The following is a 20,725-nucleotide window of genomic DNA, read 5'->3' on the forward strand; positions in this document are numbered from 1 at the left end:
AAAGCGGGGACCCATAACCACCGGCGGTTATGTTTTGTCCGGAATTCGCACCAACCTAACATCGATGGGCCTCGGCGTATGGTCCCCGCGTTCGCGGGGACGACAATGAAGGGTGGTTTTCATTGCAGCACAATCACATCTTCGCCGGGGCGATCGGCATAAAGTCTCTCCACCAGCGCCGCGCGGCGTTCGAGGCCGGCGCGCTGGTTGATGTAGCCCTTGTCGGTGAGTTCGTTGCCGTCGATCGAGGGCGGCTCGGCCATCAGCATGGCGCGTGCAATGCGCATGCTGCTTCCGGTGGCGGAGGCGTTGTGCGCTTCCAGCCCGCGCTTGAGGTGGGCGATCACTTCGGGATGGCTGATCACGTCTTCGAAGCTCGCTTCGGCGTTGCCGGCGATCTGGCGGCAGGCGTGCAGATTGGGCCAGGCGAGCAGCCCGATGAATTCCCGATCCTGTCCCGTGACCAGCGCGTCGTGCACGACAGGCGTTGCGGCCGCGATCGCATCCGTGCGCAAGGAGCCGACATGAACGAAGGTGCCGGTCGTGAGCTTGAAATCCTCGACCACGCGGCCGGCGAAGATGATGCCCTGCAGCGGGTCGTTGTCATCGACGAACACGCCGGCATCGCCGATGCAGTAAAAGCCTTCCTCGTCGAACATCTTCTTCGTGAGGTCAGGCTGGCCGAAATAGCCGGACGTGACGTTGACGCCGCGCAGCCGCAATTCGTACTTCGAGCCGCACGGCACCAGCTTCAATTCGACGCCGGGGAACGGCAGGCCGATCAGGCCGACGCGCTCGGTGTCCCAATAGGTGCCGGTCGAGGTCGGGGCGGTCTCGGTCGAGCCCCAGCCGGTATAGAATACGATGCGCTCGCCGGTGGTCTTCACCGCCAGCGCCTGCATGCGGTCGTAGAGATCGTCCGGCAGCCGCGCCCCCCCATAGGCCATGATGGAGAGGTTCTTGAAGAAGCTGCGGCACAGCGCGTCGTCCTTCTCCATCGCGGCCGCCAGCGCCGCGTAGCCGGCCGGCACGTTGGCGTAATAGGTCGGCGATACTTCGCGCAGGTTTCGGATCGTCTCCTCGAACTGGCCCGGCATCGGCCGGCCGTCGTCGATATAGAGCGTGCCGCCATCGACGAGGATCGGATGAAACGCGGCATTGCCGCCCATGGTGTGATTCCAGGGCATCCAGTCGAGCACGGTCGCGATCGGCCCGTCGGGATCGCGCGGGCGCACCTGCATCATCATCGCCGCATTGGCGCACATCATCTCCTGGGTGTTGATGACAGCCTTGGGCATGCCGGTCGAGCCCGACGTGAACAGAAGCTTGCCGACGGTCTTGGGCGTGATCTTCGCAATCGAGTCCTCGACATCCTTTGTCACCGGCGTCGCCGCGAGGTCGGTAAACGACACGCTTTTGATGCCGTCGCAGGGCCTTAAGACATGCACGACCGTGATGCCGGTGAGATCGAGGGCCTTCAATGCCTTCTCGAAGGTCGGCCCGTCCTGCACCATCACGACTGCGGGCTTGATCAGGTTGAAGAGATATTTGAGCTTGAGATGATCCTGGCTCATCAGCGAATAGGCCGGCGATACCGGCGCAGCCGGCAGGCGCGCCTGCATCGCAGCCTGCGTCATCAGCGCATGTTCGATCGAATTGCCTGACAGGATCGCAAGGGGCCGGCCCTCTTCAAGGCCGAGATTAAGCAGTCCCTGCGTCAGCCCATCGACGATGCGTTTGGCCTCGCCGTAGGAGACTTTGCGCCATTGCCGGTCCGGCCCGCCGCGCTGCGCAAGCCAGGTTCGCTCCGGTGCTTCCTTCGCCCATTTCGCCAGCGAGGCCGGGATATGTTTCTCGTAGGGCTGCAGTGGAATGCGCGACTTCAGAACGATGACGCCGTCGGGGCGACGCTCGACCGCAATGTCGCGCGCCAGCCATTCGATCTTGCGAAACGCTGGCTTGGTCAACACGGCGGCGGCACTCCCACTCATATTGCGTCTCCCGGAATTCGTCCTTTGCGGATCTCGTAGCGCTTGTTCGTTCTACCGCCTGATATAGACAGGCTTTCGTTTCTCAAGGAAGGCCCTGATGCCTTCGTTGAAATCTTCCGAGCGGCTGCACAACACCTGATTGCGGTCTTCCATCGCGATCACGGCCTCGATCGAGCCGGCATCGACGCTCATATTTAGACACTCTTTCGACAGCCGAAGGCCGACCGGCGATGCCGTCATCATGGCATCGACGTAAGGCTCGGCTGCAGCATCGAGCCCGCCCTCCTCGACGACCTCGGAAACCAGGCCAACCGCGAGCGCGCGTTCGGCTCCGATGAAGCGGCCGGTGAGGATCAGTTCTGATGCGACGGAGATGCCGACCAGCCGCGGCAGAAAGTAGGACGTGCCGATGTCACAGCCGCCGAGACCGAGCTTGATAAAGGCGCAATTCATCCGTGCCGATCTTGCGGCGATGCGGATATCGGCGGCGAGGGCCAGCGCAAAACCGCCGCCGGCCGCCGCGCCCTGGATCAGAGCGATGATCGGTTGCGGACAGCGCCGCATCAGCATCACGATGTCGGCGATGCGCCGCTGCGAGTCGAGGGACTCGGTGACATCGGGCGGCTCCTGCTGCCCGGCGCGGCGCTTCATCGCATGTTTCAGATCGAGCCCGGCGCAGAACGAGGCGCCGGCGCCTTTGAGCACCACGACACGGGTCGAACTGTTGCGCTGCAGGCCTTCGAAATAGGCGTTGAGCGCGTCGATCAGCGAAGGATCGAGCGCGTTGAGGTTGTCGGGCCGGTTGAGCGTGACCCAATCGACGCCGTCATGATGTGCGATCAGTAGCGGTTGAGTCACGGGCGCTCCCCATCACCGTCGTCCCGGCCAGGCGCAGCGCGAGCCGGGACCCATAACCACAGGCTTTTGTTATTACTCCGCGGCGTCTGACAAGTTCGCCCGAGGCCGCGGAGTATGGGTCCCCGCGTTCACGGCGACGACAGTTACGTGTGACCTACCGCGGCGCCATGCGGATGGCGCCGTCGAGACGGATGGTCTCGCCGTTGAGCATCGCATTCTCGACGATGTGCACGGCGAGCGCACCGTATTCGTCGGGCTCGCCGAGGCGGGCCGGGTGCGGCACCTGGGCGCCCAGGCTCTTGCGGGCCTCCTCGTTCAGGCCCATCAAGAGCGGCGTGAAGAAGATGCCGGGCGCGATGGTGTTGACACGGATCTTCAGACTGGCGAGGTCGCGCGCGGCTGGCAGCGTGAGGCCGACGATGCCGCCCTTCGAGGCCGAATAGGCGATCTGGCCGATCTGGCCTTCATAGGCCGCAACCGACGCGGTGTTGATGATGACGCCGCGCTCCTCGCCGATCGGGGCCGCGGTGGCAAGCCGTTCTGAGAACAGGCGCAGCGCGTTGAAGGTGCCGATCAGATTGACGTTGATGATACGTGCGAACTTGGCTAGCGGATAGACGCCGTCCTTGCCGACCACGCGCTGCGAGCCGCCGATGCCGGCGCAGTTCATCAGGACGCGCGCCACGCCATGCGCCGCTTCCGCCTTGGCGATCGCGGCCTTCATCCCTTCTTCGTCGGTGACGTCGGCATGAAGCGCCACGCCCTTCACTTCAGCCGCGACCTTCTCGGCATTTTCCTTGTTCTGATCGAGCACGCCGATCTTGGCGCCCTTGGCGGCCATGGCGCGGGCGGTCGCCGCGCCGAGGCCGGAGCCACCGCCGGTGATGATTACGGCAACTTCTTTCAACTGCATTTGAGAACCTTTCCTTGGGTAGTTTCTTCTCTGGTTTGGCGAATGGCGAATAGGGAGTAGCGAATAGTCTATTCGCTATTCGCCACTCGCTATTCGCCCGTTCAACATTCCGCCGAAGATCAGCGCTTCCATATGTTTGATGTAATCGCGGCAGACTTCGTCGGTGACCGGACCGACCCCGGTCGCCCGCGACATCGCGTGGCGGCCGAAGAACAGGTGATCGCAGGCGCCGATCAGGCTGGTGTAGAACAGCACCGGATCGATATCGCGGAACTCGCCGGCCTTGACGCCCTCGGCAAGCAGGCGGCGGTGAAAGTCGAGAAGCGGCGCGACGAAGAACTGCGAGACTTCGTCGGCGGCCTCCGCGCTGCTCTCGTGGAGGAGATAGTGGATCAGCCGGTTCATATAGGGGAACTGGTGATAGGCGCGGATGATGCCGCCGATATGCAGACGTAGCTTTGCGGTCGGCGTGATCGGCTGGCTGAGCAGGTATTCGAGCCCCGACATTTCGGTGGCGGCATCGCGCGCCAAGAGCGCCAGCAGCAGCCCGTCCTTGTTGCCGAAATGATATTTCACCAGCGCGGCGTTAACGCCCGACTTCTGCGCGATGTCGGACAGCGAGACCTCGATCGAGGCGCGCTCGATCATCAGCTCGCTCGCCGCGACGAGCAGCTTCTCGGCGGTGGCATTTCGGCCGCTCGGAAGCTTGGTCGGTACGCTGGTATTCAACTGATATCCCGTCACAGCCTGAGGAAAGGAAACCTGGCCGCACATAAGCGCATGCCGCGGCTGCGCTCAAGAGTTAATTGATTGATTGACTAAATCCCGTCGCGCCCCTTAAATCCCGCCCGACTTTCCAACAAGACAACAAGATCAGGGAGAACAGACATGGCTGAGGCCTATATCGTCGCCGCCGCGCGCACCGCGGGCGGCCGCAAGGGGGGACGTCTGGCGGGCTGGCACCCGGCCGATCTCGCCGCCTCCGTGCTGGACTCGCTGGTCGACCGCACCGGCGTCGATCCCGCCCAGATCGAAGACGTGATCATGGGCTGCGTGATGCAGGCCGGCGAGCAGTCCAACAACATCGCCCGCAACGCCGTGATGGCCTCGAAGCTGCCGGAGAGCGTGCCCGCCACCTCGGTCGACCGCCAATGCGGCTCGTCGCAGCAGGCGCTGCATTTTGCGGCGCAGGCGGTGATGGCCGGCAGCATGGATATCGTGATCGCCGCCGGCGTGGAATCGATGACGCGGGTGCCGATGGGCCTCGCCTCGCAGCTCCCGGCCAAGAACGGCTTTGGCCACTACAAGAGCCCGGGCATCGAGAAGAAATATCCAAACATCGTGTTCAGCCAGTTCACTGGCGCGGAGATGATGGCGGAGAAGTACGGCCTCTCCAAGGACCAGCTCGACGAGTACTCTTACCAGAGCCACCAGCGCGCGATTGCCGCGACGCAAGCCGGCAAGTTCAAGGACGAGATCGTGCCGCTGCAGATCACCCGCGCCGACAACTCGACCGACACCCATCATATCGACGAAGGCATCCGCTTTGACGCCAGCCTCGACGGCATCAAGGGCGTCAAGCTGATTGCCGAGAACGGCAAGCACACCGCCGCCAGCGCCAGCCAGATCTGCGACGGCGCTTCCGGTGTGCTGGTCGTCAACGAAAAGGGCCTCAAGTCGCTCGGCGTCAAGCCGCTGGCCCGCATCCACCACATGACCATGATGGGCGGCGATCCCGTGATCATGCTGGATGCGCCGCTGCACGCCACCAAGCGCGCGCTGGAAAAAGCCGGCATGTCGATTGGCGACATCGACCTGTTCGAGGTCAACGAAGCTTTTGCCGCCGTGCCGGTGGCGTGGCTCAAGACCACCGGCGCCGACCCTGAACGGCTCAACGTCAATGGCGGCGCCATCGCGCTCGGCCATCCGCTCGGCGGCTCCGGCACCAAGCTGATGACCACGCTGGTCAATGCGCTGAAGCAGCGCGGCAAGCGCTACGGCCTGCAGACCATGTGCGAAGGCGGCGGCATGGCCAACGTGACAATCGTCGAACGGCTGTAAGCCTCTCATGGCCACAGTCGTCTCAACGATAAAGGTGTCGTCCCGGCCTTGAGCCGGGACCCATATCCACAGGTGCTTGCGGTTATGCCAGGCCGGAGCTCCAGCTTGCTTCAAAATCCACATTAGTGGTTATGGGTCCTGCGTTCGCAGGGACGACAAAAATAAAAAAAGTCACCGAGGAAGCGTTGTGACCCACCCCTCCATCCACGCCCGCACCACACCGAACAAGATCGCCTATCAGATGGCTGGCACCGGCAAGGCGATCACCTATCGCGAGCTCGACGAGCTCTCGAACCAGGGCGCGCATCTGTTCCGCTCGCTCGGGCTAAAGGCCGGCGACCACATCGCGCTCTTGATGGAAAACCGCCTCGCCTTCATGGAAATCTGCTGGGCGGCGCAACGCGCGGGACTCTATTACACCGCGATCAGCCGCTATCTGACGCAGGACGAGATCGCCTATATCGTCAAAGATTGCGGCGCGAAGGTCTTCATCACCACGCCGAAATGCGCCGAGCAAGTCAAAGGGCTGGTCGGCCAGGTCGATGGTCCCCTGCTCTACATGATGGACACACCCGAGCCCGGCTTCCGCTCCTATGACAAGGAAGCGATCGCGATGCCGACGACGCCGATCGCAGATGAAGTCGCCGGCTACGACATGCTCTACTCTTCCGGTACCACCGGGCGGCCGAAGGGCATCAAGAAGGCGTTCGAGGGCAAGGCGATCGACGTGCCGAACCCGCTTTTGAGAATCCTTTGCGCCGACATGTGCGGCATGTCCGCAGACAGCATCTATCTGTCGCCGGCGCCGCTCTATCACGCGGCTCCCTTGCGCTTCAACATGATGGCGATCACGCTCGGCGGCACGTCCATCATCATGGAGCACTTCGATGCCGAGGAATTTTTGCGGCTGGTCGAGAAATACAAGGTCACGCAGTCGCAGCTGGTGCCGACCATGTTCGTACGCATGCTGAAACTGCCAGACGAGGTGCGGGCGCGCTATGACGTCTCCTCGTTGAAGGGCGCGATCCACGCCGCGGCGCCCTGCCCGGTCGACGTGAAGGCCAAGATGATCGAATGGTGGGGGCCGATCCTGATCGAGTATTACGCCGGCTCCGAGGGCAACGGCGTCACCGTCTCAACTTCGCAGCAATGGCTGACCCATCGCGGCACCGTCGGGCGCGCCGTGGTCGGCAAGGTGAAAATCCTGGATGAGAATGACGAGGAGCGCCCCGTCGGCGAAATCGGCACGGTCTACTTCGCCGACGCGCCCGCCTTCACCTATCACAACGATCCCGAGAAGACGAAGAAGGCCTATAACGAAAAAGGCTGGTCGACGCTCGGCGACGTCGGCTATCTCGACGCCGAAGGCTACCTCTATCTCACCGACCGCAAGAGCTACATGATCATCTCCGGCGGCGTGAACATCTATCCGCAGGAGACCGAGGACATCCTGATCACCCATCCCGCCGTCTCTGATGTGGCCGTGTTCGGCGTCCCGAACGAGGAGATGGGCGAGGAGGTCAAGGCAGTGGTGCAACCGCACGACATGGCCAAGGCGAGCAAGGAGTTAGAGGCCGAACTGATCGCGTTCTGCCGAAAGCATCTGTCGCCGATCAAATGCCCGAAGAGCATCGACTTCGAGGCCGAGCTGCCGCGCACACCGACCGGGAAGCTGGTGAAGCGGCACCTGCGCGACAGGTATTGGCCGAAGGCGGCAGCGAAGGCGTAGCCGTCATCCTCCAATGGAGGGGGGGATCGGTTCGCATGCAATGCGAACCGAGGTGGGGCGACAGTCTGTCGTATCGGGCGCTGCCCGTGTTGAGAGAGACCCCACCCCGCCTCACATCTCGCTTCGCTCGCTGTGAGCCGACCCTCCCCCTCCAGGGCCCTCCAGGGGAGGGTGGGAGACCCTCTCCGGCCTCTACACCGTCCCAGCCGGCGCGCAGGCAGCGGCGGGCAAGGCGCGCATCTCCAGATGTCCCCGCTGTCCCGTGGTCGTCGTGGTCCATTGGGCATCGATCTGCTGCAAGTCTTTCGACAGCCTTCCGCGATGGCTGCCATCCGTCACGAATGCCGCGCTGCCTTCAGGCGACAGCTCGAAAATTTCCACCTGCAGGTCCGGCAAGCGGACAAGCATCCGGACTTTAATCTTCGTCACCTCGCGCCCGACCTCGTAGGTACCGCATCCCTGCGCTTCGGCGCTCTGGCTGTCGAGGGCCCGCACCGAGTCGAAGGTGATAACGACGTTCTGCACTATTCCGTCACCATCCCAGCGAAATTCGCCGGAAAACGCTCGCGGCATGTTTTGCGTCAGATCGTCCATCTCCGACGCACTGGCAATGGAAGCAAGGAACAGACTTGCAGCCGCGATCACTACAGCGATACGCAAAAACAAGCCGTGAAAATTAGCGGTCCCGATCGAGCGCATGCGGCCTTCATCCTCCAGGGAATGTTATCGCCGTTAGACGGCCCCGACGAGGCGAAGGTTCAAGCCGCTATCATCCCGTTGAGTTTGCAGCTTTGAATTCATCGAAGTTATTTGCTTGCGGCGGATGATATGCGTTTGCGGGCTACCGGAGATGATCGAAAGCGCGTAAACCCCTCGTTAATGCGTTGAACAACGTTTTTCCAGGTAAACGTGTCATGAGTGCCGATCTTCCCGACATTCCGCTGCCCTCCACCATCCGCTCCCGCTACGTCGACGGCATCAACGGCCTGCGCATGCATGTGCTCGAGTCCGGGTTCGAGACGCGCGGCCGGCCCTGCGTGTTGCTGCTGCACGGCTTTCCCGAGCTGGCCTATTCCTGGCGCAAGGTGATGCCGGTGCTCGCCGAGGCCGGCTACCACGTGATCGCGCCGGACCAGCGCGGTTATGGCCGCACCACCGGATGGGATCCGAATTATGACGGCGATCTCGCTTCCTTCCGCCTGCCCAATCTGGTGCGCGACGCACTGGGGCTGGTTTCGGCGTTCGGCTACAAAAGCGTTGATGCGGTCATCGGGCATGATTTCGGCTCGTCGGTCGCGGCATGGTGCGCGCTGATCCGGCCGGACGTGTTTCGTTCGGTCGTGATGATGAGCGCGCCGTTCGGCGGCCCGCCGTCGCTGCCGTTCAACACCGTGAATAGCCCTGCCAAACCTGCCGCGGAAGATCCGATCCATCGCGATCTCGCCGCGCTGCCGCGCCCGCGAAAACATTACCAATGGTACTACTCGACGCGCGAGGCGAACGACGACATGCACCGCGCGCCGCAGGGCGTGCATGATTTCTTGCGTGCCTACTATCACCACAAGAGCGCGGACTGGAAAGCCAATAGGCCGTACCCGCTGAAATCATGGACGGCGGACGAGATCGCAAAACTGCCGACCTATTATGTGATGGACCTCGCCAAGGACATGGCCGCCACGGTTGCCGAGGAGATGCCATCGCCGGCCGAGATCGCCGCCAACAAATGGCTGCCGGACAGCGAGCTTGCCTTCTACGCCGCCGAGTATGAGCGCAACGGATTCCAGGGCGGACTGCAATGGTATCGCTGTGGCACCTCCGGCGCGTTCACGGGCGAATTGCAGCTATGGTCGGGCCGCACGATCGATGTGCCCTCCGCCTTCATTTCGGGCAAGCAGGACTGGGGCACCCATCAGCGGCCCGGCGTCTACGAGGCGATGCAGAAGGCGGCCTGCACCAAGATGATCGGTTGCCATCTCGTCGATGGCGCCGGCCACTGGGTGCAGCAAGAGCGGCCCAACGAAGTGAGCTGGTTGCTGGTGAATTTCCTGCGAGGGACGACCAAGGCGAAGCAGGGCACAACCGACAATTGACCACGGCACGCGTCAATATTAGAATGATTCTAAACTAAGAAAGGCGCGTGCCGTGAAGAATTTCGCCGACCTGACCGAGCGCGAGGTGCTGGCCGTTGCGATCTCCTCCGAGGAGGAGGACAGCCGCATCTACATGACGTTCGCCGAAGACCTCGCCGAACGCTACCCCGACTCGGCCAAGGTTTTCGAGGAGATGGCCGAGGAGGAGCGCGGCCACCGCCACCGCCTGCTCGAACTCTATGAGAAACGCTTTGGGCAGCATCTGCCGCCGATCCGGCGGGAAGACGTCAAGGGCTTCCTGCGCCGCCGTCCGATCTGGCTGACCAAGAACCTGCCGCTCGACACCATTCGGAAAGAAGTCGAGACGATGGAGCTCGAGGCCGAGCGCTTTTACGCCAAGGCCAGCGAGCGGGCCGAGGATGTCGGCGTGCGGCGCCTGCTCGGCGATCTCGCCGAGGAGGAGAAGCATCACGAGCAGCTCGCGGTCAAACTGACCGGTGAAATCCTCAAGCCCGACGTGCGCGCCGAAGAGGACAAGACGCGGCGGCGCATGTTCGTGCTGCAATATGTGCAGCCGGGACTCGCTGGCCTGATGGACGGCTCGGTCTCGACACTGGCGCCGCTATTTGCGGCGGCCTTTGCCACGCATCAGAACTGGCAGACGTTTCTGGTCGGACTCGCCGCCTCGATCGGCGCCGGCATCAGCATGGGTTTTGCGGAAGCCCTGTCCGACGACGGCTCTTTGACCGGACGCGGCTCGCCCTGGCTGCGCGGCATCACCTGCGGGCTGATGACGACGCTCGGCGGCATCGGTCATACCCTGCCCTATCTGGTGCCGGACAGCTGGCCGAATGCGTTCTGGATCGCAACCGCCATCGCCTGCGTCATCGTGTTCTTCGAGCTCTGGGCAATCGCCTTCATCCGCGCGCGCTACATGGACACACCGTTCCTGCAGGCAGTGTTCCAGATCGTGCTCGGCGGCGCGATCGTGCTGGCGGTCGGGATATTGATCGGAGCGGCCTAATGCGAATAGCCGCCGTCGCGCTGCCGAGTGTGACGGCGATCACTACGCTAAACCCCTGGCTGCACCATCGAATTGCTGCTGTACAGCTATTGCTCTTGCTGCACACGCGCAAACTGAGCATCATCCGCGCCGCAATCAGAACCGCGCGGGGAGTATGCCTTGGCCAAATCGCAATGGAGCTTCAAGACTGCCATCGAATTGTCTGGCGCGCTGGCAGCAAGGAAAGTCTCGGCAGTCGAACTCGCCGAGGACGCCATCGGGCGCATCGAACGGCATGATGCCAAGATCAATGCGATTTGTGTTCGCGATTTCGATCGCGCGCTTACCGCCGCCCGCGCCGCCGATGCTGAACTGGCGCGCGGCGTGACGAAGCCGCTGCTTGGCCTGCCGGTGACGGTGAAGGAATCCTACAACATCGCGGGGCTGCCGACGACCTGGGGCATTCCGGCGCAGAAGAATTTCACGCCGACCGAAGACGCACTGTCGGTCGCGCGCGTCAAGGACGCCGGCGGCGTCATCTTGGGCAAGACCAACGTGCCGCTCGGGCTCGGCGACTGGCAGAGCTACAACGAGATCTACGGCACCACCAACAATCCCTTCGATCTCGGCCGCACGCCGGGCGGCTCGTCCGGCGGCTCCTCGGCCGCGCTGGCCGCGGGCTATGGCCCGCTGTCGCTCGGCTCCGACATCGGCGGCTCGCTGCGCGTGCCCGCCTTCCACTGCGGCGTTTATGCACACAAGCCGACGTTTGCGCTGGTGCCGGGGCGCGGCCACACGCCGCCGCCGTTCCAGCCGCTGCCGCTCGATCGCGACCTTGCCGTGACCGGCCCGATGGCGCGCAGCGCCGCCGATCTCTCGCTGCTGCTGGACGTCATGGCCGGCCCGGATCCGCTTGAAGCCGGCAAGGGCTTCAAGCTCGCGCTGCCGCCGCCACGCCACACCGCGCTGAAGGATTTTCGCGTCCTCGTGGTCGACACCGATCCTGTGATGCCGACCGACGAGGTGGTGCGCGGCACGATCCACAAGCTTACCGCCAATCTCGAAAAGGCCGGCGTCAAGGTCGACCGCAACAGCCCGCTGCTGCCGAACTTTGCGGAGACATCCCGGCTCTATATGCGGATGCTGATGTCGTTCCTCGCGGCCTCGTTCCCGCCGGAGGTCTATGCCGGTGCGCAGGCCGCCGCCGCCGCGCTGCCCGCGAGCGATATCAGCCTCGCCGCCGAGCGCCTGCGCGGCATTGCGATCAGCCATCGCAACTGGTTGATGGATGACGTCGCCCGCGCCCGCCTGCGTGCACAGTGGCGCGAGTTGTTCAAGACCTATGACGCCGTGATCTGCCCGATCATGCCGACGCCGGCCTATCCGCACGATCATTCCGACGAGCAGGAGAAACGCCGCATCAAGATCGACGGCAAGGATCACATCTATCCCGACCAGCTCGCCTGGCCCGGCATCGCCACCCTGCCCGGCCTGCCCGCGACCGCGCTGCCATCAGGCTTCTCGCCGGACGGCCTGCCGGTCGGCGTGCAGATCGTCGGCCCATGGCTGGAGGATCGCACGCCGCTGAAGCTGGCCGAACTGATCGAGCGTGAGTTCGGCGGCTTCAGGCCTCCGCCGATGTTTGATGATTGAGGGCAAAACTTAGCCGCGACGTCATTGCATGCGGCGCGAAGCGTGAGATGTAATCGGGGCCTCATGTTCGAGACGGCGCTGACGCGCTCCTCACCATGAGGGACAGGTATTGACGCGTCATGAGGACTTTTTTTCGAGTCGTCATATCGGTGATCGCGGGATTCCTGCTGATGTGGCCACTTGGCTATACCTATGCCGCGCTCGGCTGGCCAACATTCCACTCGTGGGGGCTGATGCATGGCACCTTCGTCGCGGCCTGGCCAACGCTATCGATCCTGGCATTCCTTGCACTGGGCTATCTGCCGGTTTTCCGGCGCATCGATGACACAGTACTTCTGATCGCCGGCCTCGTTTGGGGCCTGTTGCTGGCCACTGGTTTCAACATCCGCCACGCCCTCGGCTTTGAGGTTGCCTATGGCCTATTCAGCGCGACGGCCGTTATCGTTGCAGCACTGTGCGTCTTTGCCAAACACCGGCTCCGTCTGGCGTTGCTCGCGATATCGCCGCTTGTTTTCCTGAACCTGGATCTTCTGCTGCCGCCACCGGCGCTTGAACAGTTACTTTCTCGCGCCATCTCTGATCTCAAGGCCCTTTTGCCGCCAGTTGCTTTCTCGCTTGCGGGTTACGTACTTGGCTCGCTCGTCCGCCTCGCGATCAAGCGCTCGCCGCGAACAGTATGATGGCCGCTCTGCATTAACGAACAAGAACTGGAGGAATCATGAACGACGACCTCGCCGAGCTGGCAAAACTCAACCAAGACTATGTCGCGTCCGTGCAGAATTCCGACGTCAAGCGCTTCGATCAAATCCTCGCCGCCGATTTCTACTGCTCCAATCCCGATAAGTCTCTGGTCGATCGCGCCGCGTTCCTGCAACAGACGGCAAGGCCGGTCGCGATCAAGGGCCTGCGCGCGGAAGACGTGAAGATCCGTATCCTCGGCGACTTCGCCATCATCCACGCCGCCACCAGCTACACTACGCCGGATGGGCAACAGGCGCACGGCCGCTATACCGATTGCTGGGCGAAGCAGAACGGGAGATGGCTAGCTGTGTCAGCGCATGTGACGCGGTAGCTCAGCTCACACCAAGTCGTCCCGGCGAACGCCGGGACCCATAACCACTGCTGCCTGTTGGGAGAGAAACCGTCTACCGTCGTGCCATTTCCATCCGCCGCGGCGTATGGGTCCCGGCGTTCGCCGGGACGACGGGCACGTTTACGTTCGACTCGACCTCAACTATCAAACATGATCACGCTGCGCAGCGTCTTGCCCGCCTTCATGTTGGCAAAACCCTCGTTGATCTCCGAAAGCGTCAGCTTGGCCGAGATCCAGTCCTCCAGGTGCAGCTTGCCGCGCATGTAGAATTCGACAAGGCGGGGCATGTCGACGCGGAAATGGTTGGAGCCCATCGACGAGCCCTGGATCTTGCGCTCGCGCAGGAAGTCGAAGCCGTGCAGCTCGATCTTCTGGCCGAACGGGATCATGCCGACGATGGTCGCGGTGCCGCCGGGCGCCAACATGCCGAACGACTGCTCCGCGGTTTCCTTGCGGCCGAGCACCTCGAAGGAATGATGCACGCCGCCGCCGGTGAGCTCGCGAACCTGCTGCACGACGTCGCCCTTGCTGGGATCGACGATATCGGTGGCCCCGAGCTTGGTCGCGAGCTGCAGTTTGACCGGGTTAGTGTCGATTGCGATGATGCGGCCGGCGCCGGCAATCGCCGCGCCGTTGATCGCGGCCATGCCGACACCGCCACAGCCGATCACCGCCACGGTTTCACCGGGCTGAACCTTGGCCGTGTTCACGACCGCGCCATAGCCGGTGATAACGCCGCAGCCGATCAGCGCCGCCAGCTCCAGCGGCATGTCCTTGCGGATTTTGACGATGGCGTTTTCGTGCACGAGCATCTGCTCGGCGAACGAGGAGAGATTTAAGAACTGGTGCAGCTTTTCCTCGCGCGCCCAGGACAGCCGGTTGGACTGGCCGGGCAGCATCTTCACCGTGGTGTCGGTGCACAGCACCGTGCGGCCGGTGGTGCAGTTGTCGCAGGTGCCGCAGAACACCGACAGGCAGGTCACGACGTGATCGCCCGGCTTCACATAGGTGACGTCGGAGCCGACCTTCTCGACCACGCCGGCGGATTCATGCCCGAGCACGGCCGGCAGCGGATGCGGATACAATCCTTCCATGAAATGCAGATCGGAGTGACAGAGGCCGGCGACGCGGGTGCGGATCAGGACTTCGCGCGGGCCGGGATTCGGCACGCTGACATCCTCGATCACCAGCGGCTTGTTGACTTCATGCAGAACGGCGGCCTTCATTGGTGCTCCCTTCGACTTTGTTCTTTTTTGATCTGAACTGACGGCAGCCTACGCTGCGACGAGCAATTCGCCAACCTCGGCGATGCCGACGTCGCGATCGCCGAGCGGGTGCTCGGTGATGGCGCGCTGGGTGGTATTTTCCGCAAGCCGGAACGGATCGCCCGTTGCGACACGATGGTCGATCACCATGCGCGACAACAACAGCCGCCGGGCGTCGCCGCGCATCTCGTGGATGCGGCCGCCCTCCCAGGCCAGCGGCACGTTGGCACTGTCATCAAGGCCGGTGTGCAGATCGGCCGCGAGCGCGGCATCGGCGCCGTGGCGGCCGACCGCGCGTCAGCGCTTCGATCGCGACAATGTTGCGGGTGCCCTCCCAGATCGAGTCGTGATGGGCGTCGCGCAGCAGGCGGGCGGTGGCGAACTCCTCAATGTAGCCGATGCCGCCGCGCATCTTCAGGGCATCGCCACGGACCTTGCGCCCTCGCGCGTGGCGCGGAATTTCAACGTCGGCGTCAGGATGACCGACGCCGCCGCACGGTCATGCATGAGTGGATGCATTTTTGAGCCTTGTTCGTTCCGCCCGATATTGGTCAACTACCGATAGCGCAGGCGGGCGAGCCGTCAACTAGCATATTGGAGGACCGCCATGGCGGACGATTGTCAGATGGAATCCGGTTCCTAGATACCTAAGTCCCACCAAAGTCCCACCACCCGAGGACCTCGCCCATGGAATTGCCAAAATACAAGATTGCCCTCATCGTCGGCGCCGGCGAAGGGCTCAGCGCATCGCTGGCGCGGCTGTTCGCGCGCGAAGGCATCAAGGTTGCGCTCGCCGCGCGCAAGATCGAAAAGCTCGGCGCGCTCTGCGCGGAGACCGGCGCTCGCGCCTTCGCCTGCAATGCGATTGAGCCCGAAGAAGTCGAGCGCCTGTTCGGCATGGTCGAGCGCGAGATCGGCACGCCCGATCTCGTCGTCTACAACGCCAGCGGCCGGGCGCGCGGCGCGTTTATCGATCTGGTGCCGGCCGACGTCGCCAATGCGATCGCGGTCTCGGCCTTTGGCGGTTTCCTGGTGGCGCAGCAGGCGGCGCAGCGCATGCTGCCGAACAAGCACGGCGCGATCCTGTTCACCGGCGCCTCTGCCAGCGTCAAGGGCTATCCGCAATCGGCGCCATTCGCGATGGGCAAGTTCGCGCTGCGCGGCCTGGCCCAGAGCATGGCGCGCGAATTGTCGCCGCAGGGCATCCACGTTGCGCATTTCGTGATCGATGGCGGCATAAGGAGCGCCACACGCACCGAGCCCGAGGACAGACCGGACTCGATGCTCGATCCCGACGCGATTGCGCTTAGCTACTGGAATGTGCTGCAGCAGCCGCGCTCCGCCTGGACCTGGGAACTCGAGGTGCGACCGTGGGTGGAGAAGTTTTGAGTCGTGAATTCGTAGGGTGGGCAAAGGAGCGCAAGCGACGTGCCCACCGGTTCTCGCATCGATAAAGATGGTGGGCACGCTTCGCTTTGCCCACCCTACGGCGGAATCACCCATGGGGAATGAAATGACCACCGAAACCAAACTCGACACCGGCACCGACGAACTGCTCTGCGTGATCCGTGACCGCGTTGCCGTCATCACGCTGAACCGCCCGGAGGCGCGTAACGCGTTCTCGGATACGCTGACGCCGGCGCTGCGGGCCATGATCAAGACCTGCGGCGAGAATCCTGACGTCGGCGCGCTGCTCTTAACCGGCGCGGGCACCGCGTTCTGTGCCGGCGGCAACGTCAAGGGCATGGGCGCACATCGCGACAAGAAGAAGCTAGAGATGTCCTATGAGGACAAGGTCGCCGACCTGCAGGAGCGGCAGCGCCTCCTGACCGGCGCGCTGGTTTCGGTGCGCAAGCCGACGATCGCAGCGCTGCCCGGCCCCGCGGTCGGCGCCGGCCTCGCGCTCGCGCTGGCCTGCGATATCCGCATCGCCGCGCAATCGGCCTTCGTCGCCACCGGCTATGTCCGCGTCGGCCTCTCCGGCGATTACGGCATCGCCTGGCTGCTCACGCGGCTGGTCGGAACGTCACGGGCGCGCGAACTGATGTTCACCGGCGAGAAGATCGAAGCTGCGAGATGCGAGACGCTCGGTCTCGTCAACCGCGTGGTACCGGACGACAGACTGCAGGCCGAGGCGTTTGCGCTCGCCAGATCGATGGCTGAGGGGCCGACGCTGGCGCTGCGCTACATCAAGGACAACCTTGACGAAGCCCTGCAATTCGACTTCGCCACCGCCCGCGACCACGAGGCCGAGCGCCTGACCCGCCTAACTACGACTGCCGACCACAAAGAGGCGGTGCAAGCCTTCATCGAGAAACGCAAGCCGATATTTCGGGGGAGTTGAGGTCAACCTGTAGCCCGGAGCAGCGGAGCGAAATCCGGCCTGCGAACCTAAATCATTACGAAGAAAATAGCCCGGTCCTGGTGCGGAGCCAGAACCGGGCTGAGTTGTCAAACCGCAAGCGAGGATATTGCGCTGGGAGAGACGGCGGCAAGCCGCCAACTGGCGCAAGGGATTTCCTGCGGTTCGACGTGAAGCTGCTTCTGGAAGCGCGTCAGCCTCCAGTCGCCGGGCGTATTGGTGAAGGCGTAGCCGGCCTTGCGGGCCAGCGCGATCATGGTCTCGTTGGAGCGCAGCGTATCGCCGAAGACGCGCTCGGCACCGAACGAGGCCGCGCGACACTCGAGATTTTTTAGCAGCGCCGCGCCGATGCCGTGTCCCTGCCAGCGGTCATCGATCGACAGGCCGAACTCGATCGAGGCGGTCGCAGCGTCATAGGCATAACGCGCTTCGCCGACGATGGTCTCGCGGCCGTCGACCAGCATGGTCGCAACGACGCTGAAACGATCCGCTTCGCCGATGTGAATGAAATCCTCAAGCAGCGACGGGGGCAATTCGCTGGCGGCGCCAAGAAAGCGGCTGTAGCGGGAGCGCGCCGAGAGCGAGCGGAAATAATTCTGCAGCGCCTCGGCATCACGCGGCTCGACGAAGCGGACGGTCACGGCCTCGCCGTGCCGGGAGCGCAGCACGTCGGAATATTGCCTGAGGTCGTCGAGACGCATGGTGGTCATGGATCGCTCCCGCGGAGCTAAAGGAAATGGCCGGCGCCCCTCGGACGAGGCGGCGCCGGCCCGGCTGCCATTCAGGCCCGCCAGAACGGTTTTTCGGTCTCGTAGGCGATGTCGCTCCAGGAGACGCCGATGTCGTGCAACTCTCGCTCCGACCAGCTCGCAAGCTCCTTGCGGGCCTGGTAGCGCTGCCGCCAGACATGAAGGGTCTCGGCCAATTGACTCAAAACCCCCGGGCCATGATGATTTATCATCGATTCATGGGTGAAAGTGGACATTTTAGGCTCCTGTAGTAATCTGTTGGCGCTAATATCTGCCTCCACAGGGCTTTCCACAAACGACACTTTGTACCGTTTCGGATGAAATAAACTCATGTATCGAGGGATCGCGGAATGACCGCAAGGCTGCCGTCGCTGAATGGGCTGCGTGCGTTCGAGGCCGCAGCCCGGCATTTGAGCTTCACGCAGGCAGCGTCCGAGCTGAACGTCACGCAGACCGCGATCAGTCACCAGATCAAGCGGCTGGAGGAAGAGCTCGGGGTTCGCCTGTTCATCCGTCAGAACCGCTCATTGGCGCTGACGGCCGAGGCGCAGGACTACCTGCCCGGCATCCGCGCCGCCTTCAACGACCTGCGGCTTGCGACCGATCGCCTGCTGCGCAAGGACGACGACCATGTGCTGACGGTGTCGACGCTGGCCTCGCTCGCCGCCAAATGGCTGCTGCCGCGGCTCACCAATTTTCAGGAAGCGCACCCTGGTATCGACGTGCGCATCACCACCTCGACCAATCTGGTCGATTTTCAGCGCGACAAGGTCGATGCCGGCATCCGTTACGGCCGCGGCCAGTGGCAGGGTGTTCGCGCCGACTGGCTGATGGCGGACGAGCTGTTTCCGGTATGCAGCCCCGCTTTGCTGAACGGCAGCAAGCCGCTGAAATGCCCCGAGGACCTCCGGGATCACGTGCTGCTGCACACTAGCGCCGCCAACAGCGACGACTGGCGGCTGTGGCTGACGGCGGCCGGGCTGCCGGCTGATTTTTCCAGGCAACCGGGCCTGACCTTCGACATGATCTTCATGACGGTGCAGGCCGCGATCGACGGCCTCGGCGTCGCGATGGGCCGCACGGCCTATGTGGAAGAGGACATCGCCAAGGGACGGCTGGTCGTCCCCTTCAAGATTGCCTTCCCGGTTGATGCCGGCTTCTACCTGGTCTCGCCCGCAGGCCGCACTGATCCACCAAAACTGTCGGCGTTCCGGCAATGGCTGCTCGGCTCGGTGCAGAACCATGCCTCAGCTTCTTGATCTTCCGCACAGCGCGTGCATGCGACATCGTCGCATGCAGCCGCGCAAATGACGCATGCATGCGCCACGAGAGGCGTGACGCGGCCGCTGCGTCAGGCTAGACAATCGCGGGGTGGATGGATTTGCCTGGGCAAGCGCCGGTTGGATTTCCAGGCCGACAACGACAACAAGAGCGCATGGCCGATTTAACCAAGAAGTTCGATGTGCTGGTGATCGGCGGCGGCAACGCCGCCCTCTGCGCCGCCATCAGCGCCCGCCGCGCCGGCGCCTCCGTGCTGGTGCTGGAAGGTGCGCCGAAATTCTACCGCGGCGGCAACACCCGCCATACCCGCAACATGCGCTGCGCGCACGACGCCGCGACCGAGATTCTCACCGGCCCCTATACGGAAGAAGAGTTCTGGGACGATCTGCTCCGCCTGACCGGCGGGCAGACCGACGAGGAACTCGCCAAATTCATGATCCGGGAGTCCAAGGACATCCTGAACTGGATCGTCGAACAGGGCGTGCGCTGGCAGCCCTCGCTCGGCGGCACGCTAAGTCTTGGCCGTACCAATTCGTTCTTCCTCGGCGGCGGGCGAGCCATGCTGAACGCACTCTATCTGACTGCAGAGAAGCTCGGCGTCGAGACCGTCTATGACGCCGAGGTTGTCGACCTCCAGATCGAGGACGGCATGTTCCTATCGGCGAAGCTGAAGCAGCCGATCGATGGCGCGAGCGAAATCCGCGCGTCCGCGCTGGTCGCGGCCGCCGGCGGGTTCGAGGCCAACATCGAATGGCTGAAGCAATATTGGGGCGAAGCCGCCGATAATTTCCTGATCCGCGGCACGCCCTATAACCGCGGTTCGATCCTGAAGATGCTGCTCGATAAGGGCGTGCAGGACATCGGCGATCCCACCCAGTGCCATGCGGTCGCGATCGACGCCCGCGCGCCGAAATTCGACGGCGGCATCATCACACGGCACGATTCGGTCGTGTTCGGCATCGTCGTCAACAAGCATGCGGAGCGATTCTACGATGAGGGCGAGGACATCTGGCCGAAGCGCTACGCGATCTGGGGTCGCCTGGTGGCGGCGCAGCCGGATCAGATCGCCTACATCATCTTCGATTCGACCGTCGTTACCAGCTTCATGCCGACGCTGTTTCCGCCGATCGCGGGCGCAGCGCTCAGCGAACTCGCAGGCAAGCTCGGGCTCGAGCCCGCCGCGCTGGAGAAAACCGTCACGGACTTCAACGCCGCGGTACAGCCCGGCACGTTCGATCACACCATCCTGGATGATTGCCGCACCAAAGGTATCACACCGCCGAAGACGCATTGGGCGCGCAAGATCGAGACGCCGCCCTACCTCGCCTATCCCGTTCGGCCCGGCATCACCTTCACCTATCTCGGTACCCGCGTGAACAAGCAGGCGCGCATGGTGATGAAGGACGGCAAGCCTTCAGCCAACATGTTCGCGGCCGGCGAGATCATGGCCGGCAATGTGCTCGGCAAGGGCTATGCGGCCGGCATCGGCATGACCATCGGCAGCGTGTTCGGACGCGTCGCCGGACGGGAAGCGGCGAAGAATGCGAGGAATTGGTAAGTCACCTCTCCCCGCTCTTCGCGGGGAGAGGTCGGATTGCTCCCGGCGATGCGCAGCATCGTCCGGCGCAATTCGGGTGAGAGGCTCTCTCCAAGCACTGTGCTCGCGGAGAGAGCCCC

At 63.4% G+C, this 20,725-nt stretch carries 19 protein-coding genes and 1 pseudogene; 11 read left to right on the forward strand and 9 right to left on the reverse strand.

Annotation, left to right across the window (positions count from 1 at the left end):
- Positions 1–119 precede the first annotated feature (119 nt).
- The 4 genes from QA643_RS36270 to QA643_RS36285 form a co-directional block, all read right to left on the reverse strand.
- Positions 120–1,991, reverse strand: coding sequence for an AMP-binding protein (locus tag QA643_RS36270; RefSeq protein WP_283030464.1), 1,872 nt, complete (start codon positions 1,989–1,991; stop codon positions 120–122).
- A gap of 51 nt (positions 1,992–2,042) precedes the next feature.
- Positions 2,043–2,849 (reverse strand): enoyl-CoA hydratase/isomerase family protein, encoded by an 807-nt coding sequence (locus QA643_RS36275; RefSeq protein WP_283030465.1) that lies wholly within the window; start codon positions 2,847–2,849, stop codon positions 2,043–2,045.
- Between the two features lie 154 nt (positions 2,850–3,003).
- Positions 3,004–3,762 carry an SDR family NAD(P)-dependent oxidoreductase gene (locus tag QA643_RS36280; protein WP_283030467.1) on the reverse strand — a complete coding sequence of 253 codons (759 nt, stop codon included), beginning with the start codon at positions 3,760–3,762 and terminating at the stop codon, positions 3,004–3,006.
- A gap of 75 nt (positions 3,763–3,837) precedes the next feature.
- The gene (locus QA643_RS36285; RefSeq protein ID WP_283030469.1) at positions 3,838–4,536 is read right to left on the reverse strand and encodes a TetR family transcriptional regulator; all 699 of its coding nucleotides are present in this window, start codon (positions 4,534–4,536) and stop codon (positions 3,838–3,840) included.
- A 114-nt stretch (positions 4,537–4,650) separates the two neighbouring features.
- Here QA643_RS36285 and QA643_RS36290 point away from each other — a divergent pair, with 114 nt between their 5' ends.
- Both QA643_RS36290 and QA643_RS36295 read left to right on the forward strand, forming a co-directional pair.
- On the forward strand, positions 4,651–5,823 hold the full coding sequence (locus tag QA643_RS36290) for an acetyl-CoA C-acetyltransferase (RefSeq protein ID WP_283030470.1): 1,173 nt from the start codon (positions 4,651–4,653) through the stop codon (positions 5,821–5,823).
- Positions 5,824–6,010: 187 nt separating this feature from the next.
- Positions 6,011–7,552 (forward strand): acyl-CoA synthetase, encoded by a 1,542-nt coding sequence (locus QA643_RS36295; RefSeq protein ID WP_283030472.1) that lies wholly within the window; start codon positions 6,011–6,013, stop codon positions 7,550–7,552.
- A gap of 192 nt (positions 7,553–7,744) precedes the next feature.
- Here the strand turns inward: QA643_RS36295 and QA643_RS36300 are convergent, their stop codons facing one another.
- Positions 7,745–8,251 carry a hypothetical protein gene (locus QA643_RS36300; protein WP_283030473.1) on the reverse strand — a complete coding sequence of 169 codons (507 nt, stop codon included), beginning with the start codon at positions 8,249–8,251 and terminating at the stop codon, positions 7,745–7,747.
- Between the two features lie 215 nt (positions 8,252–8,466).
- Between QA643_RS36300 and QA643_RS36305 the strand changes: the two genes are divergently transcribed.
- The 5 genes from QA643_RS36305 (at position 8,467) to QA643_RS36325 (ending at position 13,370) form a co-directional block, all read left to right on the forward strand.
- Positions 8,467–9,642 carry an alpha/beta hydrolase gene (locus tag QA643_RS36305; RefSeq protein ID WP_283030474.1) on the forward strand — a complete coding sequence of 392 codons (1,176 nt, stop codon included), beginning with the start codon at positions 8,467–8,469 and terminating at the stop codon, positions 9,640–9,642.
- Between the two features lie 52 nt (positions 9,643–9,694).
- On the forward strand, positions 9,695–10,666 hold the full coding sequence (mbfA, locus tag QA643_RS36310; RefSeq protein ID WP_283030475.1) for an iron exporter MbfA: 972 nt from the start codon (positions 9,695–9,697) through the stop codon (positions 10,664–10,666).
- Between the two features lie 159 nt (positions 10,667–10,825).
- Positions 10,826–12,298 (forward strand): amidase, encoded by a 1,473-nt coding sequence (locus QA643_RS36315; RefSeq protein ID WP_283030476.1) that lies wholly within the window; start codon positions 10,826–10,828, stop codon positions 12,296–12,298.
- 149 nt (positions 12,299–12,447) lie between these two features.
- Positions 12,448–12,978, forward strand: a complete 531-nt coding sequence (locus tag QA643_RS36320) for a hypothetical protein (protein ID WP_283030477.1) — start codon at positions 12,448–12,450, stop codon at positions 12,976–12,978.
- A gap of 38 nt (positions 12,979–13,016) precedes the next feature.
- Entirely contained in the window at positions 13,017–13,370 is a 354-nt protein-coding gene (locus QA643_RS36325; protein WP_283030478.1) for a nuclear transport factor 2 family protein, read from the forward strand.
- A gap of 158 nt (positions 13,371–13,528) precedes the next feature.
- On the opposite strand, the gene QA643_RS36330 is transcribed toward QA643_RS36325, so the two are convergent.
- Both QA643_RS36330 and QA643_RS36335 read right to left on the reverse strand, forming a co-directional pair.
- On the reverse strand, positions 13,529–14,617 hold the full coding sequence (locus QA643_RS36330) for a Zn-dependent alcohol dehydrogenase (protein ID WP_283030479.1): 1,089 nt from the start codon (positions 14,615–14,617) through the stop codon (positions 13,529–13,531).
- Between the two features lie 48 nt (positions 14,618–14,665).
- Positions 14,666–15,136, reverse strand: a pseudogene (locus QA643_RS36335) (acyl-CoA dehydrogenase family protein); the annotation flags it as partial.
- 207 nt (positions 15,137–15,343) lie between these two features.
- Here QA643_RS36335 and QA643_RS36340 point away from each other — a divergent pair.
- Both QA643_RS36340 and QA643_RS36345 read left to right on the forward strand, forming a co-directional pair.
- Positions 15,344–16,045 carry an SDR family NAD(P)-dependent oxidoreductase gene (locus tag QA643_RS36340; protein WP_283030480.1) on the forward strand — a complete coding sequence of 234 codons (702 nt, stop codon included), beginning with the start codon at positions 15,344–15,346 and terminating at the stop codon, positions 16,043–16,045.
- Between the two features lie 124 nt (positions 16,046–16,169).
- Positions 16,170–17,000, forward strand: a complete 831-nt coding sequence (locus QA643_RS36345) for an enoyl-CoA hydratase (protein ID WP_283030481.1) — start codon at positions 16,170–16,172, stop codon at positions 16,998–17,000.
- Between the two features lie 107 nt (positions 17,001–17,107).
- On the opposite strand, the gene QA643_RS36350 is transcribed toward QA643_RS36345, so the two are convergent.
- Together QA643_RS36350 and QA643_RS36355 are read right to left on the reverse strand one after the other, a co-directional pair.
- Positions 17,108–17,728 carry a GNAT family N-acetyltransferase gene (locus QA643_RS36350; protein WP_283030482.1) on the reverse strand — a complete coding sequence of 207 codons (621 nt, stop codon included), beginning with the start codon at positions 17,726–17,728 and terminating at the stop codon, positions 17,108–17,110.
- A 71-nt stretch (positions 17,729–17,799) separates the two neighbouring features.
- Positions 17,800–18,003 carry a DUF1127 domain-containing protein gene (locus tag QA643_RS36355; RefSeq protein WP_283030483.1) on the reverse strand — a complete coding sequence of 68 codons (204 nt, stop codon included), beginning with the start codon at positions 18,001–18,003 and terminating at the stop codon, positions 17,800–17,802.
- Between the two features lie 114 nt (positions 18,004–18,117).
- Between QA643_RS36355 and QA643_RS36360 the strand changes: the two genes are divergently transcribed.
- Positions 18,118–19,026 carry a transcriptional regulator GcvA gene (locus tag QA643_RS36360; protein WP_283030484.1) on the forward strand — a complete coding sequence of 303 codons (909 nt, stop codon included), beginning with the start codon at positions 18,118–18,120 and terminating at the stop codon, positions 19,024–19,026.
- 176 nt (positions 19,027–19,202) lie between these two features.
- Entirely contained in the window at positions 19,203–20,606 is a 1,404-nt protein-coding gene (tcuA, locus tag QA643_RS36365; protein ID WP_283030485.1) for an FAD-dependent tricarballylate dehydrogenase TcuA, read from the forward strand.
- The last annotated feature ends 119 nt before the right edge of the window (positions 20,607–20,725 follow it).

It is taken from the genome of Bradyrhizobium sp. CB3481 (assembly GCF_029714305.1).
GTDB lineage: Bacteria > Pseudomonadota > Alphaproteobacteria > Rhizobiales > Xanthobacteraceae > Bradyrhizobium.

Bases quoted from the DNA above. Each gene is read 5' to 3' on its own strand.
- QA643_RS36280 (WP_283030467.1), bottom strand. From the start codon at position 3,762: ATGCAGTTGAAAGAAGTTGCCGTAATCATCACCGGCGGTGGCTCCGGC.
- QA643_RS36290 (WP_283030470.1), top strand. From the start codon at position 4,651: ATGGCTGAGGCCTATATCGTCGCCGCCGCGCGCACCGCGGGCGGCCGC.
- QA643_RS36350 (WP_283030482.1), bottom strand. From the start codon at position 17,728: ATGACCACCATGCGTCTCGACGACCTCAGGCAATATTCCGACGTGCTG.
- QA643_RS36360 (WP_283030484.1), top strand. From the start codon at position 18,118: ATGACCGCAAGGCTGCCGTCGCTGAATGGGCTGCGTGCGTTCGAGGCC.
- QA643_RS36330 (WP_283030479.1), bottom strand. From the start codon at position 14,617: ATGAAGGCCGCCGTTCTGCATGAAGTCAACAAGCCGCTGGTGATCGAG.
- QA643_RS36270 (WP_283030464.1), bottom strand. From the start codon at position 1,991: ATGAGTGGGAGTGCCGCCGCCGTGTTGACCAAGCCAGCGTTTCGCAAG.
- QA643_RS36355 (WP_283030483.1), bottom strand. From the start codon at position 18,003: ATGTCCACTTTCACCCATGAATCGATGATAAATCATCATGGCCCGGGG.
- QA643_RS36325 (WP_283030478.1), top strand. From the start codon at position 13,017: ATGAACGACGACCTCGCCGAGCTGGCAAAACTCAACCAAGACTATGTC.
- QA643_RS36305 (WP_283030474.1), top strand. From the start codon at position 8,467: ATGAGTGCCGATCTTCCCGACATTCCGCTGCCCTCCACCATCCGCTCC.
- tcuA (WP_283030485.1), top strand. From the start codon at position 19,203: ATGGCCGATTTAACCAAGAAGTTCGATGTGCTGGTGATCGGCGGCGGC.
- QA643_RS36345 (WP_283030481.1), top strand. From the start codon at position 16,170: ATGACCACCGAAACCAAACTCGACACCGGCACCGACGAACTGCTCTGC.
- QA643_RS36300 (WP_283030473.1), bottom strand. From the start codon at position 8,251: ATGCGCTCGATCGGGACCGCTAATTTTCACGGCTTGTTTTTGCGTATC.
- QA643_RS36340 (WP_283030480.1), top strand. From the start codon at position 15,344: ATGGAATTGCCAAAATACAAGATTGCCCTCATCGTCGGCGCCGGCGAA.
- QA643_RS36285 (WP_283030469.1), bottom strand. From the start codon at position 4,536: ATGTGCGGCCAGGTTTCCTTTCCTCAGGCTGTGACGGGATATCAGTTG.